Below are 15,421 nucleotides of genomic sequence, written 5' to 3' on the forward strand. Positions count from 1 at the left end.
GCGGTATCCTCAGTGAGCCTGCAGGAAGGCGAGCACTCGGCGGCTGAACGCCTCGCCGATCTCGACGTTGGACAGGTGCGCCGCCGGGAAGTCGACGTACTCGGCACCCGCGATACCGGCCTGCATGAAGCGGCCGTGCTCCGGAGTGGTCACCACGTCCTCGGTACCAGCAACGATCAGCGCCGGCACCTGGATACGGCCCAGTTGCTCGCGGTAATCGGCATCACGCACCGCCGCGCAGTTGCCGGCATAACCTTGCGGGCTGGTTTGCGCCAGCATCTGGCAGATGCGCTGGGCCTGCGCTGGCTGGGCCTGGGCGAAGCCCGGGGTGAACCAGCGGGCGATGGAGGCATCGCGCAGGTCGACCATGGCCTGCTGGCCGCCCTTGAGCACGGTGTCGATACGTGTGTTCCACACCTCGTCGTTGGCGATCTTGGCGGCGGTATTGCACAGGGTCAGGCTGTGCAGGCGCTCGCCTGCGTTGATGCCCAGCCACTGGCCGATCAAGCCGCCCATCGACAGGCCGACGAAGTGCGCCTTGGCGATATCCAGGCCATCGAGCAGGGCCAGCACGTCACGGCCCAGCTGATCGATGCTGTAGGGGCCTTCAGTGACCAGCGACCCACCGTGGCCACGGGTGTCGTAGCGCAGCACGCGCAAGTGCTGGCTCCACAGTGGTATCTGTGTGTCCCACATGCCCAGGTCGGTGCCCAGCGAGTTGGACAGGACCAGCACCGGGGCGTTTTCCGGGCCATCGATCTGGTAATTCAAAACGCCATCGGCCAGTTGCAAGTGCGCCACAGCGGTCTCCTTCAGGCAGTGAAACGTTGATGTTCGGACACGGCGCGCGCCACCCAGACGCGGGCCTGGCCCAGGTAATGGGCAGGGTCGAGCAAGCGATCGAGTTCTTCGGCGGACAGTTCGGCACTGACCTGCGGCTCTTCACCCAGCACGGTGCGCAAGTGGCGCTGTTCGGCCACAGCGCGCTGGCAGCACTGTTCCAGCAGGTGATGGGCGTGGTCGCGGCCCAGGCGCTGGGCGAGGACGATGCTCACCGCTTCGGCCAGCACCAGGCCCTGGGTCAGGTCGAGGTTACGGCGCATGCGCGCGGCATCCACTTCCATGCCCTCGGCAATCACCTGGGCCTGGCGCAGCGCACCAGAGACCAGGCAGCAGATGTCCGGTAGGGTTTCCCATTCGGCATGCCACAGGCCGAGGCTGCGCTCATGCTCCTGGGGCATGGCGGCGAACAGCGTCGAAACCAGCCCCGGCACGCGGGTCGCGGCGCCGATCAGCACCGCGGCGCCGACAGGGTTGCGCTTGTGCGGCATGGTCGAAGACCCACCCTTGCCCGGCGCGGAAGGCTCGAACAGTTCCCCCGCCTCGGTCTGCATCAGCAAGCTGACATCGCGGCCGAACTTGCCCAGGCTACCAGCGACCAGGCCTAGTACCGAGGCAAACTCCACCAGGCGGTCGCGCTGGGTGTGCCAGGGCTGCTCGGGCAGGGTCAGCTTGAGCTGCTCGGCCAGGGCTTCGGCCACCGGCATCGCCTTGCTGCCCAACGCCGCCAGGCTACCCGAGGCGCCGCCGAACTGCAGCACCAGCAAGCGTGGGCGCAGCTCCTGCAAGCGCTGGCGATGACGGGTCAAGGCGCCCAGCACACCGGCCAGTTTCATGCCCAGGGTCACGGGGGTGGCGTGCTGCAGCCAGGTGCGCCCCACCAGCGGCGTGTCGGCGTGCTGCAAGGCCTGACGCGACAGGGTATCGGCCAGCTTGCCGAGGTCGGCTTCGATCAGGTCGAGGGCAGCACGCAGCTGCAGGACCAGGCCAGTGTCCATCGCGTCCTGGCTGGTGGCGCCCAGGTGCACATAGCGCTCGGCTTCGGGCACGCCACTGGCAATCACCTTGCCCAACGCCTTCACCAGCGGGATCGCCGAGTTGCCAGCAGTGGCGATGGCATTGGCCAGCGCGCCAACGTCATAGCGCTCGGCGTGGCACGCCGCCTCGATGGCCGCTACCGCGCTATGCGGGACCAGCCCGGCAGCCGCCTCGGCCCGCGCCAGCGCCGCTTCGAAATCGAGCATGCCCTGCAGGCGGCCACGGTCGGAGAAGATCTCGCGCATGGCCGGTGCGGTGAAGTAGGCGTCGAACAGTAGGTTGGTCATGCCACGTCCTTAATTATCGTGGTGCAGGTACGCGGCCTGCTTCGGCAGGCGCAGGCTGAACAGGAAGGCAATCGCCATCATCGCCGTCACGTACCAGTAGAAAGTGTTTTCCATGCCCAAGGTCTTCAGGCCCAGGGCCACGTACTCGGCCGAACCGCCGAACGCCGCGTTTGCCACTGCATAGGCCAGGCCCACACCCAGTGCGCGCACCTGCGGCGGGAACATCTCGGCCTTCACCAGGCCGCTGATCGAGGTGTAGAAACTGACGATACACAACGCCAGGGAAATCAGCACGAAGGCCATGAAAGGGCTGCTCACGGTCTTCAGCGCCATCAGCAACGGCACGGTGAACAGCGTACCCAGGGCACCGAACAGCATCATCGAGTTACGCCGGCCGATGCGGTCGGAGAGCATGCCGAAGAACGGCTGCAGCACCATGAACAGGAACAGCGCGCCGGTCATCACGTAGCTGGCGTTTTTTGCGGTCATGCCAGCGGTGTTGACCAGGTACTTCTGCATGTAGGTGGTGAAGGTGTAGAAGATCAGCGAACCGCCCGCGGTATAGCCGAGCACGGTGATGAAGGCCGCCGCGTGGTCGCGGAACAGGCCCTTGATGGTGCCGGCGTCCTTGTCCTGGCGGGTTTCGGCGCTGCTGGTCTCATGCAGCGAGCGGCGCAGCATCAGCGAGATCAGGGCGGCAATGGCACCGACCACGAACGGAATGCGCCAGCCCCAGGCGCGCAGCTCTTCTTCGGTGAGCAGCTGCTGCAGGATCACCACCACCAGCACCGCCAGCAACTGGCCGCCGATCAGGGTCACGTACTGGAACGAGGCGAAGAAACCGCGCTGGCCGCGCAGGGCTACTTCACTCATGTAAGTGGCAGTGGTGCCGTACTCGCCGCCTACCGACAGGCCCTGGATCAACCGGGCCAGCAAAAGCAGCGCCGGGGCCCAGGTGCCGATGCTGGCATAGGTAGGCAGGCAGGCGATCATCAGCGAGCCGAAGCACATCATCAGCACCGAGATCATCAGGGAATTCTTGCGACCATGGCGGTCAGCGAGGCGGCCGAAGATCCAGCCACCGATGGGGCGCATCAGAAAGCCCGCGGCGAACACGCCTGCCGTGTTCAACAACTGCACGGTGGGGTCGTCGGAGGGGAAGAAAGCCGGGGCAAAGTAGATCGCGCAGAAGGCATAGACGTAGAAGTCGAACCATTCCACCAGGTTGCCCGAAGAGGCACCAACGATAGCGAAGATGCGTTTGCTGCGTTCTTCGCCGGTGTAATAGGTTGAGGTCATGGTGAGTTTACTCCTGGAGGGTCGCAGGTAATTCTAGACACACCTGGTAACACACTCGTTCCGCTATCTGGCTGGCAACTGGCCTTGAGTCGCATGTGCCGGCCTCTTCGCGGGTAAACCCGCTCCCACAGGGGATGCGTGGTTCCCTGTGGGAGCGGGTTCACCCGCGAAGAGGCCGGTACAAGTCAAACCCGCTCGATGGCCAGCGCCAAACCTTGGCCTACGCCCACACACATGGTCGCCAGGCCTTTACGCCCACCGCTCTTCTCCAGCTGGTGAAGCGCAGTCAGCACCAGCCGCGCACCGCTCATGCCCAGCGGGTGGCCCAGGGCGATGGCACCGCCGTTGGGGTTCACCTGCGGTGCATCGTCGGCCACACCCAGCTCACGCAGCACCGCCAGACCTTGGCTGGCAAAGGCTTCGTTGAGCTCGATCACATCGAAATCATTCACCGCCACACCCAGGCGCTCGGTCAGCTTGCGCACTGCCGGCACCGGACCAATGCCCATCACTCGCGGTGCAACACCGGCGCTGGCCATGCCCAGTACGCGGGCACGTGGGGTCAGGCCGTGTTTCTTCACAGCCTCGGCCGAAGCCAGGATCAACGCCGCGGCACCGTCGTTCACGCCCGAGGCATTGCCGGCGGTGACGGTCTTGTCCGGGCCGTTGACCGGCTTGAGCTTGGTCAAGGCTTCCAGCGTGGTTTCCGGGCGCAGGTGTTCATCACGCTCGACGATGGTCTCGCCCTTCTTGTGCGCGATACGCACCGGCACGATCTCTTCGGCGAAGAAGCCGGCGGCCTGGGCCGCAGCTGCCTTCTGCTGGCTGCGCAGGGCGAAGGCGTCCTGGTCGGCACGCGAAACCTGGTAATCGTCAGCCACGTTGTCGGCGGTTTCCGGCATGGAGTCCACACCGTACTGGCTCTTCATCAGCGGGTTGATGAAACGCCAGCCGATGGTGGTGTCTTCGAGCTTCATGTTGCGCGAATAGCCGCTTTCGGCCTTGCCCATGACGAACGGGGCACGCGACATCGACTCGACGCCGCCGGCAATCGCCAGCTCCATTTCGCCGCTGGCAATGGCGCGGAAGGCAGTGCCGATGGCATCCATGCCCGACGCGCACAGGCGGTTCAAGGTGACACCCGGAATGCTCTCCGGCAGGCCGGCCAGCAGCAGCGCCATGCGTGCCACGTTGCGGTTGTCTTCACCAGCCTGGTTGGCGCAGCCGAAGAACACTTCGTCAACCTGATCCCACTGCACGGTCGGATTGCGCTCGATCAGCGCCTTCAGTGGCACGGCGGCCAGGTCGTCGGCCCGCACGCCGGCCAGGGCGCCACCGAAGCGGCCGATCGGGGTGCGAATGGCGTCACAGATGAATACGTCGCGCATCAGGCTTCTCCTGCGACCTGGCCATGGGCCGCGGCGGTACGGGCTTCGAGGTCACGCAGGGCGGACAGCTCGACTTCGGTCGGTTCGGCGGTGGTCTGCACATCGTCGGCAAAGCGGATCGCCCAGCCAGTGGCGGCGATGATCTGCTCGCGGGTCACACCCGGGTGGATCGCAGTGACGACGAATTCGTGGGTGCCGGCTTCCGGCTCCATGATGCACAGGTCGGTGATTATGCCGACCGGGCCGTCGCCTGGCAGGCCAAGGCGTTTGCGCGAGTCGCCGCCTTCACCGTGGCCAACCGAGGTGATGAAGTCCAGCTTGTCGACAAAGGCACGCGGCGACTGCTTGAGGATGATCAGTACCTGCTTGGCGGAACCAGCGATTTCCGGTGCGCCACCAGCACCTGGCAGGCGGGTTTTCGGGGCGTGGTAATCACCGACGACGGTAGTGTTGATGTTGCCGAAGCGGTCGACCTGGGCGGCGCCGAGGAAGCCGACGTCGATGCGCCCACCTTGCAGCCAGTAGCGGAAGATCTCGCCGGTCGGCACCACGGTGTCAGCGGTTTCGGCCAGCTCGCCGTCGCCGATAGACAGCGGCAGCACGCTTGGCTTGGCGCCGATCGGGCCGGATTCGTAGATCAGCACCACGTCTGGCGAAGATGTCAGGCGCGCCAGGTTGGCAGCCTTGGACGGCAGGCCGATGCCGACGAAGCACACAGCACCGTTGCGCAGGCGACGGGCTGCGGCGACGGTCATCATTTCGGAAGTGGAGTAGCTCATTGTGCGGCCTCCGCAGTGCTGGCCAGCTTGGCCTTGAATTCGTTGAAATCGGCAGTGCCACGGATGTAGGTGTCGATCCAGGCGGTGAACGATTCGCGGCTACGCGCGATCGGGTCCCAGGCCTGGTAGAAGCGGTTGTCACGCTCGTAGTAGCCGTGGGCATAGGACGGGTGCGCACCGCCAGGTACCAGGCATACCGCGCTCAGGGCCCAGGTCGGCAGCACACAGGCGTTCATCGGGGCCTGCAGGTCGTCGACGATTTCCTCGACGGTGACGATGCAGCGCTTGGCGGCCAGGGCGGCTTCCTTCTGCACGCCGAGGATGCCCCACAGCAGCACATTGCCTTTGCGGTCGGCCTTTTGCGCGTGGATCACGGTCACATCCGGGCGCACCGACGGCACAGCTGCCAGCACTTCCCCGGTGAACGGGCAGGTGACGCTCTTGATCAGCGGGTTGACCTTCGGCAGGTCGGAGCCGGCGTAGGCACGCAGCACGGCGAACGGCAGGCCAGAAGCACCGGCGACATAGGCGTTTGCCAGGTCGGCATGGCTGTGTTCTTCAATTTCGATGGCGTGTGGCCACTGCTTCTCGACGGCATCACGCAGGCGGTGCAGCGAACCGACACCTGGGTTACCACCCCAGGAGAAGATCAGCTTGCTGGCGCAGCCGGCGCCGATCAGCTGGTCGTAGATCAGGTCCGGAGTCATGCGCACCAGGGTCAGGTCGCGCTTGCCCTGACGGATGATCTCGTGGCCGGCGGCAGTCGGGATCAGGTGGGTGAAACCTTCGAGGGCGACGGTATCGCCATCCTGGATGAACTGCTTCACGGCTTCGTGAAGCGGGAGAATTGCAGCCATTTGGAGACTCCTGGTCAGGGTGCTTCGGTGAGCTCAGATTAAGGAGACTGGTGGGTGGCTTACAATCCGATAATCGACTATTTGTGCGATTATCGAACCAATTATTGCATCCCTACCTATCTCCCCTCACTGCCTGTACTGGCCTCATTGCGTCAGGTAGCGTCAGCGTGGCTCACCAGCCCTTTCACGATCACACCCACGGTCGCCAGCCCCGCCGGCACCAGCAACGCCGTCAGCACCTGTTCGAAGTTCCAGCCCAGCCCCAGCAGCGTCGCACCACTCCAGGCCCCGAGAATCGCACCGAAGCGGCCGATACCCAGCATCCACGATACCCCTGTGGCGCGGCCCTGTGTCGGATAGAAGCGCGCCGCCAGCGAAGGCATCGCCGATTGGGCGCCGTTCACGCACATGCCGGCAACCAGCACCAGCGTGGCCAATACGGTGATGTTGCCCAGGCTCTGCCCCACGGCGTAGGCGAACACCCCGGCCAGCAGGTAGAAAATGCCGATCACCTTGTGCGGATTGAAGCGGTCCATGGCCCAACCCACACCGACGGCGCTCAGCACGCCACCGAACTGGAACAGTGCGCCGATGAAGGCAGCCTGTTCCATGCTCGCGCCGCTGTCGCGCATCAAGGTTGGCAACCAGCTGGTCAGCAGATAGACGATCACAAGGCCCATGAAATAGGTCAGCCACAACAGCATGGTGCCCATGCCGTAGGTACCGGAGAAGATCAGCGCAAACACGTTGCGCGCAGCCACTGCCTTTTGCTCCGGCACGCTGAAGCTGCCCGCCTCGGCCACCACCTGTGGCGCGATGGGCGACAAGGTCTTGCGCACCTTGTCAGTCCCCCGGTTGCGCACCACCAGGAACCGCGCTGACTCCGGCAGCCACACCATCAGCACCAGCGCCAGCAGCAACGGCAGCACGCCACCGATCACCAGCAGACTGTGCCAGCCGTAGGCCGGGATCATCTTGGCGGAAATGAAACCACCGCCGGCCATGCCCAGGTTGAAGCCGCAGAACATGCTGGTCACCAACAGCGACTTGAGGCGCTCGGGGGTATATTCAGACAATAGCGTGGTGGCGTTGGGCATGCCTGCACCAAGGCCCAGGCCAGTCAGGAAGCGCAACACCAGCAACTGATCGACGTTGGTGGCGTAGGCCGAGGCCAGGCTGAAGCCACCGAATACCAGCACTGCGCCCACCAGCACGCCCTTGCGGCCAAAACGGTCCGCCAGCGGGCCGGAGCCGAGGGCACCGAAAACCATACCGATCAATGCAGCACTCATGACCGGGCCGAGGCTGGCGCGGTCTATCCCCCACTCCTGCGAAAGGGCCGGGGCGATGAAGCCCATGGCGGCGGTGTCCAGGCCATCGAGGAAGACGATCAGGAAGCACAGCAACACCACCCGCCATTGGTAGCGGGACAGCGGCTGCTGATTGATGAACGACTGGACGTCGAGGCTATTGCCGACGTTGGTTTGCGCTTGATTCATTATTGTTTTCCAGAATGAGGGGCACAGCCAGCCCACTGCACGCGATCAAACGGTACAGAGGACGATGATTTGGGGAATGCGGCCGGCGTCAGCCTGGATATAACGGTACTGCGCGCGGGTGCGGCCGCGGCAGCGAGGGGACAGTATTCATGTTAAGTGCCTCTTATGTTTTTCTTGTTCGGTCGGCACAGCCGACCGTTGCGAGAGACATTAATCAGCGGGCGGAGGCGGCGCAATTCACCGCGAACGACACTGTGCGTTTATCGCACAGGAAAGGGTTTTTCCTGTTCTAAATTTGAAAGTGGCGCGCTGTGCGCCCTGCGGGGCTCAGCCAAACAACTGATGGCAAAGGTCCCGGCTGGCTGCGAGCAGGATCGGCAAGAACCGCTGCTCCAGCTCACTGCGCGTCACCCGCCCGACATGGGTACTCACATTCAACGCCGCCAGCACCTGCCCCGAGGCGTCATACACCGGCACCGCAATCGAGCGCAGCCCCTGCTCCAGCTCCTGGTCTACCACGCACCAGCCCTGGGCACGCACCTGCTGGATACAGGCGAACAGCGACTCGGGGTCGTGCAAGGTACGGCTGGTACGCGCCTTCAGGTCGGCACGCTCCAGGTATTCACGCAGGCTGGTGTCGTCCATGGCCGCCAACAGGATGCGCCCCATCGATGTGCAATAGGCCGGCAGGCGCCCGCCCACCGACAGGTCGACCGAAATCAACCGCTCCACGGTCGCCGAACGGGCTATATAAAGGATGTCGTCACCTTCGAGCGTGGCCATGTTGGCCGCCTCGTGCAGCTGGTCGCTGATGCGGTCCAGGTAAGGCTGGGCGGAAATCGCCAGCGGCGTCGACGACAGGTACGCATGCCCCAGCGTCAGCACTTTGGGCAACAGCGAATAGGTGCGCCCGTCGGTGGTGGCGTAACCCAGCTTGATCAACGTGTGCAGGCAACGGCGTACCGCAGCACGGGGGATTTCGGTGCGGTGGCTGATCTGGGCGATGGTCAGGTGACGCTTGCGTTCCTGAAAGGCCTGGATGACTGCCAGGCCTCGCGCCAGGGAGGTCATGAAGTCCGGGTCGCCGGTAAAGGCCTGGATGCGCTTGGCCGGTGACGCCACGATCGGCGGTGCCAGGGCTGCCGAGGCAGGTCGCCCCTGCTCCAGGTTGACCGACTCTGGATTGACGGAATCGCTGGCCAAGGTTTCGTCACTCATCGCACACCTCAAAAAAAACGCCCACTCGTGCGATTATCGAACAAACGGCCGATAATCGCAATTGACCGCTGACACTTTTACTTATACCTTTCTCATGCCACTTGTGGCTTCTTTGGAGAGACTGGTCAGGTACCCACCGTAGAAGTCCCCAGGCAACGGCCTCGCCTTTTGGCGAGGCCGTTTTTCATTACCCTCCCGCTCGACGGTCCCGCTGCTGCACTGCAACGAACTTTTGTCCGTATTGCCTTTCAAACTTGTACGAAAGGCCCAAACTGTCATCGAATGCATTCCATTACTTGCGTCTTGTGATGTCAGGGTTGGGTAAATTACGATGTTCGGCGAATATCGATTGCTATAATCGATTGCGCAGGCCTCGACGATGCCGTGGCAATGGAACCTTCCGCTGTATCAAACCGTTGCTGCCAGCAAGGCATGTGCACGCTGCACAACGCATAACAACTGTCATCAAACTTAATTCAGGTACTACTGTGACGAAAGATGAACTGCGCGCGGAACTCGAGCGCCAGGCTGAACGTTACAAGGATGTTTATGGTGGCGAAGTCACCACTTACGCCGCACAACCGGATCCGGAACGCAAACCTTGGCGCAAGCGCGCCAGCGTGCGCGACCAGGCCTTCAGCCAGGAACTGGAACGTATGGAAAAGGAACTGCGCAGCGACACTCCCTGACCCGGGACCACGCCAGCGCGTCGTCGCCCGGCCAGCCCGGGCGCGGTCGATCTTTACTGTCCGGCCGAAGGTGAAATGGAATTACACAAATTTCATACGCCCGTTTGAAAATAAGCGAAGCGGCTTTTTATCCAGCTTTTTGCCGGTTTTCGCCAGCTTTTACGCGCTTTAGCGGATATTTCCCTGCCGGCACGTTGCACCGTGCACATCACGCTCGCGTAAGGAAGATTGCCGTCGGTCTGTCGCAAATGCATCGATTGCCAACGTTTTCTGGCATAATCCCGCCCCCCTAAGATCGCCAGACAACCTTCATGATCGAATTATTCAGCGGACTGGATGCCTGGGTGTTGGTGAGCCTGCTGCTCGCCTTGACCTTCGTGCTCGCCTTCGAGTTCATCAATGGCTTTCATGACACCGCCAACGCGGTAGCTACCGTCATCTATACCAAAGCCATGCCGCCGCACCTCGCCGTGTTCTTCTCCGGCGTGTTCAACTTCCTTGGCGTTCTGCTCGGCGGTGTCGGGGTGGCCTATGCCATCGTGCACCTGCTGCCAGTAGAGTTGCTGATCAATGTGAACACCGGACACGGCCTGGCCATGGTCTTCTCGCTGCTGGCTGCGGCCATCACCTGGAACCTGGGCACCTGGTACTTCGGTATCCCCGCCTCCAGCTCGCACACGCTGATCGGCTCCATCCTCGGCGTCGGCCTGGCCAACGCCCTGATCAACGACATCCCGCTGGGCGACGGTGTCAACTGGCAGAAGGCAATCGACATCGCCATGTCGCTGGTGGTCTCGCCGATGGCCGGCTTCGCCGTTGCCGCTATGGTGCTGATCGGCCTCAAGTGGTGGCGTCCGCTGTCGAAGATGCACAAGACCCCCGAGCAGCGCCGCAAGCTCGACGACAAAAAGCACCCACCGTTCTGGAACCGCCTGGTACTGGTGGTTTCGGCCATGGGCGTGAGCTTCGTGCATGGTTCCAACGACGGCCAGAAAGGCATCGGCCTGATCATGCTGGTGCTGATCGGTATCGTCCCGGCCAAATTCGTCCTCGACCTGAACAGCACCACCTACCAGATCGAGCGTACCCGCGACGCCACCTTGCACATGAGCCAGTTCTACCAGCGCAACGCCGCCACCCTGGGCGAGTTCCTGGCCCTGGGCAAGGCCAAGTCCAGCGACCTGCCGGAGCAGTTCAGCTGCAACCCGCAGCAGACCGAGCCGACCATTGCCGCGCTGCAGTCCTCGCTGCAGGGCGTGACCGACTACCACAGCCTGAGTGCCGACAAGCGTGTCGAAGTGCGCCGCTACCTGCTGTGCCTGGACGACACGGCGAAGAAGGTCGGCAAGCTGCCGGGTCTGGAAGCCCGTGAAAAGGCCGATCTGGAAAAACTGCGCAAAGACCTGACTGCCACTACCGAGTACGCCCCGTTCTGGGTGATCGTGGCCGTCGCCCTGGCCCTGGGCCTGGGTACCATGGTCGGCTGGAAGCGCGTGGTACTGACCGTTGGCGAGAAGATCGGCAAGCAGGGTATGACCTATGCCCAGGGCATGTCGGCACAGATCACCGCGGCTTGTGCCATCGGCATGGCCAACATCTTCGCCCTGCCGGTATCGACCACCCACGTGCTGTCGTCCGGTGTGGCCGGCACCATGGTCGCCAACAAGAGCGGCCTGCAAGGCGGCACCGTGAAGACCATCCTGCTGGCCTGGGTACTGACCCTGCCTGCGTCGATGGGCCTGGCGGCCGGCCTGTTCTGGCTGGCGTCCAAAGCCATTGGCTGAGTGATACGGTTCTGAAAGAGGCGGCCTTCGGGTCGCCTTTTTTCTGTACCGGCCTCTTCGCGGGTAAACCCGCTCCCACAGGTAATGCACAGCTCTTGATATCTGTGATGAACCTGTGGGAGCGGGTTTACCCGCGAAGGGGCCGGTACAGGCAACCTACCTTTTCTTGCCCCCCAGCAACGACCCCATCAACCCTCGCACCAACTGCCGCCCCAACTGGTTGGCCGCCTGGCGCACCGCCGACTTGATGGCCTGCCCTGCCGCACTTTGCAAGAACTCACCAGCCTTGTCGGCAAAGCTTTCTTCATCCGCCTTGGGTTGCGGCGCGGGCTCCACCGGCTCGCCCTTGCGCTGGGTCAGCATCTCATACGCCGACTCACGGTCCACCGGCTTGTCGTAACGCCCTGCCAGCGGCGAATTGGCAATCAGCACACTGCGCTCAGCCGCGCTCAACGGCCCGATACGCGACTGCGGCGGTGCAATCAGCACACGCTGCACCATCGCTGGCGTGCCCTTCTCTTCCAGTGTCCCCACCAGCGCCTCGCCAATACCCAGTTCGGTCAGCACCGCCAAGGTGTCGAACGCCGGGTTGGGGCGGAAGCCATCAGCCACCGCCCGCAGCGACTTCTGCTCCTTGGCAGTGAACGCCCGCAAGCCATGCTGAATGCGCAAGCCCAACTGGGCCAGCACCGCATCTGGCAAGTCTCCCGGCGACTGGGTGACGAAGTACACACCCACGCCCTTGGAACGAATCAGCCGCACCACCTGCTCCAGACGATCCTGCAATGCCTTGGGTGTATCGTTGAACAACAAGTGCGCTTCATCGAAGAACAACGCCAGCACCGGCTTGTCGGCATCACCACGCTCGGGCAACTGTTCGAACAACTCGGCCAGTAGCCACAACAGGAAGGTCGCGTACACCTTGGGGGCATCGTGAACCAACCGGCTGGCGTCCAGCAGGTGGATACGCCCACGGCCATCCGGGTCTGGCCGCAGGAGGTCCTCAAGCTGCAACCCCGGTTCACCGAACAACGCCTCGGCGCCCTGCTGCTCCAGGGTCGCCAACCGGCGCAACAGCGCCTGAGTGGAGGCCGTGGTCATCAGCGCGCTGTCTTCGCCCAGCAGTTGCGGGTTGTCCTTCAGGTGCGCGAGCAGCGCCTTGAGGTCCTTGAGGTCGAGCAGCAGCAGGCCTTCACGGTCGGCCACCTTGAACGCCGCGTAAAGCGCCGCCTGTTGGCTGTCGGTCAGTTCCAGCAGGTTGCCCAGTAGCAGCGGCCCCATTTCACTGAGGGTGGTACGCAGCGGGTGGCCGGACTGCCCGGCAATGTCCCACAGGCTCACCGGGTAAGCCTGGGGCCTGTGCCCCAGCCAGGGCATGCCGGCGATACGCTCGGCCACCTTCCCCTGCGGCGCACCAGCAGCGCCCAGGCCGCACAGGTCGCCTTTGACATCGGCGGCGAACACCGCAACCCCGGCGTCACTGAACGCTTCCGCCAGATGCTGCAGGGTGACGGTCTTGCCAGTACCCGTAGCGCCCGCAACCAGGCCATGGCGGTTGGCCAACCTCATGGCTTGCCCAACCGGCTGGCCATCCGGACCAGCACCTACAACGATGGTCGAAAATTCCGACATCTCTTAAATCCTCTGCTCAAGCTTTACCGTAATTCGGCCGATACCTGTGGGTGATATTCGCCTTAATAGAGAGGAACAACCGAAAAGGGACTTTTTCGGGATATTGCACTGCTTTGCGACCCCACGCGTGCAAACGCCTGATATGAAACCTTAGCGGAACCGATTACGCCATGAACAAAAGCCTTCGTTTCAGCCACAAGATTCTTTTGGCAGCATCACTGATCGTGATACTCGCCTTCAGCCTTTTCACGCTCTACAACGATTACCTCCAACGTAATGCGATCCGCGAGGACCTCGAGAACTATCTGGCTGAGATGGGCGCTTCCACTTCGACCAATATCCGCAACCTGTTCGAAGGCCGTATCAAGCTGGTGGAAAACCTGGCGCAGAATATTGCCCAGAACCCGGCCAGCGCAGAAACCCTGATGAGCCAGAATGCACTGATCTCGAGCTTTCTCACAGTTTACGTGGGCAAGGTCGACGGTGGCTTCAGCGTGCGTCCTGACACGAAGATGCCAGACGGCTACGACCCACGCATCCGCCCCTGGTACAAGGACGGCATGAACGCCGCAGGCCCGATCCTGACCGAGCCATACATCGACATGGCCACCAACAGGATGGTCATCGGCATCATCAACAAAGTGTCCGGCAGTGTCGGTGTCGTCGGTGGCGACCTGGCCCTGGACGGCCTGGTGCAGATCATCAACTCGCTGAACTTCGGCGGCATGGGCTATGCCTTCCTGGTCAACGATCAAGGCAAGATCCTGGTGCACCCGGACAAAGACCTGGTGATGAAGTCGCTGTCGGACCTGTTCCCGCAGCACACGCCGAAACTGAGCGGTGAGTTGACCGAAGTGCAGAGCGACGGCCAGGCCCGCCTGCTGACCTTCACCCCGATCACCGGCCTGCCGTCGGCCAACTGGTACATCGGCCTGTCGGTGGACAAGGACAAAGCCTTCTCGATGCTGAGCACCTTCCGCACCTCGGCGGTAATCGCCACTCTGGTGGCGGTGGTGATCATCATCGGCCTGCTCGGCCTGCTGATCCGTGTGCTGATGCAGCCGCTGCACACCATGACCCGCGCCATGGAAGACATCGCCGAAGGTGAAGGCGACCTGACCAAGCGCCTGCGTATCCACAACCATGACGAATTCGGCATTTTGGGCAGCGCCTTCAACCGTTTCGTCGAGCGTATTCACAGCTCAATCCGCGAAGTGTCCTCGGCCACCGAGCAGGTCAACGAAGTAGCCCTGCGGGTCATCAGTGCCTCGAACTCGTCGATGACCAACTCCGACGAACAGTCCAACCGCACCAACAGCGTGGCCGCCGCCATCAACGAACTGGGCGCCGCCGCCCAGGAAATTGCCGGCAACGCCGCCCAGGCCTCGCAGCACGCCAGTTCGGCGCGGTTGCTGGCCGAAGAAGGACAGCAGGTGGTGGAACGCAACATTGCAGCAATGAACCGCCTGTCCGACCTGATCGTCACTTCCAGCGCGCACATCGAGACGCTGAACAGCAAGACCGTCAACATCGGTCAGATCCTTGAGGTGATCACCAGCATTTCCCAGCAGACCAACCTGCTGGCGCTGAACGCGGCCATCGAGGCGGCACGCGCCGGTGAAGCCGGGCGTGGTTTTGCGGTTGTCGCCGATGAAGTACGCAACCTGGCGCACCGCACCCAGGAGTCGGCGCAACAGGTGCAGACCATGATCGAGGAACTGCAGGTCGGCGCGCGCGAATCGGTCGAGACCATGGACCAGAGCCAGCGCCACAGCCAGGACAGCATGCAGATTGCCAACCAGGCCGGTGAACGGCTGGACAGCGTTACCGTGCGCATCGGAGAGATCGACGGCATGAACCAGTCGGTAGCCACCGCCACCGAAGAGCAGACCGCCGTGGTCGAAGCGATCAACATGGACATCAACGAAATCAACATGCTCAACCAGGAGGGCGTGGAAAACCTGCAGGCCACCCTGCGCGCCTGCTCCGACCTGGAGCAGCAGGCCGGCCGCCTGAAGCACCTGGTGGGCAGCTTCCGCATCTGATCTCAATCCGCGTCGCCTGCTTCGCAGGCTTGCCCGTTACCACAGGAACTGCACAGACCCTGAAGC

General features: G+C 63.0%; 12 protein-coding genes and 1 pseudogene. 4 read left to right on the forward strand and 9 right to left on the reverse strand.

Annotated features, from left to right (window positions below; translation table 11 throughout):
* Nucleotides 1-9 precede the first annotated feature (9 nt).
* From pcaD to pcaR, 8 genes are all read right to left on the reverse strand, one after another.
* On the reverse strand, nt 10-801 hold the full coding sequence (gene pcaD / locus QN085_RS20840) for a 3-oxoadipate enol-lactonase (protein ID WP_013974041.1): 792 nt from the start codon (nt 799-801) through the stop codon (nt 10-12).
* 11 nt (nt 802-812) lie between these two features.
* The gene (locus QN085_RS20845; RefSeq protein WP_024087692.1) at nt 813-2,165 is read right to left on the reverse strand and encodes a 3-carboxy-cis,cis-muconate cycloisomerase; all 1,353 of its coding nucleotides are present in this window, start codon (nt 2,163-2,165) and stop codon (nt 813-815) included.
* A gap of 9 nt (nt 2,166-2,174) precedes the next feature.
* The gene (locus QN085_RS20850) at nt 2,175-3,464 is read right to left on the reverse strand and encodes an MFS family transporter (RefSeq protein ID WP_013974043.1); all 1,290 of its coding nucleotides are present in this window, start codon (nt 3,462-3,464) and stop codon (nt 2,175-2,177) included.
* Between the two features lie 185 nt (nt 3,465-3,649).
* Nucleotides 3,650-4,855, reverse strand: a complete 1,206-nt coding sequence (gene pcaF / locus QN085_RS20855) for a 3-oxoadipyl-CoA thiolase (RefSeq protein ID WP_169774743.1) — start codon at nt 4,853-4,855, stop codon at nt 3,650-3,652.
* Entirely contained in the window at nt 4,852-5,631 is a 780-nt protein-coding gene (locus tag QN085_RS20860) for a CoA-transferase subunit beta (RefSeq protein ID WP_015271653.1), read from the reverse strand. Before QN085_RS20860 ends, pcaF begins: the two co-directional genes overlap by 4 nt.
* Nucleotides 5,628-6,488, reverse strand: coding sequence for a CoA transferase subunit A (locus tag QN085_RS20865; protein ID WP_015271654.1), 861 nt, complete (start codon nt 6,486-6,488; stop codon nt 5,628-5,630). The genes QN085_RS20860 and QN085_RS20865 overlap by 4 nt, the downstream gene beginning before the upstream one ends.
* Before the next feature lie 152 nt (nt 6,489-6,640).
* Nucleotides 6,641-7,987, reverse strand: a complete 1,347-nt coding sequence (pcaK, locus tag QN085_RS20870; protein ID WP_023660978.1) for a 4-hydroxybenzoate transporter PcaK — start codon at nt 7,985-7,987, stop codon at nt 6,641-6,643.
* 327 nt (nt 7,988-8,314) lie between these two features.
* Nucleotides 8,315-9,205, reverse strand: coding sequence for a pca regulon transcriptional regulator PcaR (pcaR, locus tag QN085_RS20875; protein ID WP_013974048.1), 891 nt, complete (start codon nt 9,203-9,205; stop codon nt 8,315-8,317).
* A 488-nt stretch (nt 9,206-9,693) separates the two neighbouring features.
* Here pcaR and QN085_RS20880 point away from each other — a divergent pair, with 488 nt between their 5' ends.
* Both QN085_RS20880 and QN085_RS20885 read left to right on the forward strand, forming a co-directional pair.
* Nucleotides 9,694-9,894, forward strand: coding sequence for a hypothetical protein (locus QN085_RS20880; protein WP_003259583.1), 201 nt, complete (start codon nt 9,694-9,696; stop codon nt 9,892-9,894).
* Nucleotides 9,895-10,205: 311 nt separating this feature from the next.
* Entirely contained in the window at nt 10,206-11,678 is a 1,473-nt protein-coding gene (locus QN085_RS20885) for an inorganic phosphate transporter (protein ID WP_013974049.1), read from the forward strand.
* A gap of 156 nt (nt 11,679-11,834) precedes the next feature.
* On the opposite strand, the gene QN085_RS20890 is transcribed toward QN085_RS20885, so the two are convergent.
* Nucleotides 11,835-13,310, reverse strand: coding sequence for a helicase HerA-like domain-containing protein (locus QN085_RS20890; RefSeq protein ID WP_013974050.1), 1,476 nt, complete (start codon nt 13,308-13,310; stop codon nt 11,835-11,837).
* A 314-nt stretch (nt 13,311-13,624) separates the two neighbouring features.
* Here QN085_RS20890 and QN085_RS26045 point away from each other — a divergent pair.
* Both QN085_RS26045 and QN085_RS26050 read left to right on the forward strand, forming a co-directional pair.
* Nucleotides 13,625-14,449, forward strand: a pseudogene (locus QN085_RS26045) (PDC sensor domain-containing protein); the annotation flags it as partial.
* Between the two features lie 141 nt (nt 14,450-14,590).
* A complete protein-coding gene (locus QN085_RS26050) occupies nt 14,591-15,355 on the forward strand; it encodes a methyl-accepting chemotaxis protein (RefSeq protein WP_370464237.1) in 765 nt (254 codons plus the stop codon).
* Nucleotides 15,356-15,421 lie beyond the last annotated feature (66 nt).

The organism is Pseudomonas sp. M2(2023), assembly GCF_030263955.1.
Taxonomy (GTDB): domain Bacteria; phylum Pseudomonadota; class Gammaproteobacteria; order Pseudomonadales; family Pseudomonadaceae; genus Aquipseudomonas; species Aquipseudomonas asiatica.

What these genes read in the sequence shown, in the direction of transcription:
- pcaR (WP_013974048.1), bottom strand. Translation starts at nt 9,205, where the DNA reads ATGAGTGACGAAACCTTGGCCAGCGATTCCGTCAATCCAGAGTCGGTC.
- QN085_RS20860 (WP_015271653.1), bottom strand. Translation starts at nt 5,631, where the DNA reads ATGAGCTACTCCACTTCCGAAATGATGACCGTCGCCGCAGCCCGTCGC.
- QN085_RS20845 (WP_024087692.1), bottom strand. Translation starts at nt 2,165, where the DNA reads ATGACCAACCTACTGTTCGACGCCTACTTCACCGCACCGGCCATGCGC.
- QN085_RS20865 (WP_015271654.1), bottom strand. Translation starts at nt 6,488, where the DNA reads ATGGCTGCAATTCTCCCGCTTCACGAAGCCGTGAAGCAGTTCATCCAG.
- QN085_RS20850 (WP_013974043.1), bottom strand. Translation starts at nt 3,464, where the DNA reads ATGACCTCAACCTATTACACCGGCGAAGAACGCAGCAAACGCATCTTC.
- pcaK (WP_023660978.1), bottom strand. Translation starts at nt 7,987, where the DNA reads ATGAATCAAGCGCAAACCAACGTCGGCAATAGCCTCGACGTCCAGTCG.
- QN085_RS20885 (WP_013974049.1), top strand. Translation starts at nt 10,206, where the DNA reads ATGATCGAATTATTCAGCGGACTGGATGCCTGGGTGTTGGTGAGCCTG.
- QN085_RS20890 (WP_013974050.1), bottom strand. Translation starts at nt 13,310, where the DNA reads ATGTCGGAATTTTCGACCATCGTTGTAGGTGCTGGTCCGGATGGCCAG.
- QN085_RS26050 (WP_370464237.1), top strand. Translation starts at nt 14,591, where the DNA reads ATGACCAACTCCGACGAACAGTCCAACCGCACCAACAGCGTGGCCGCC.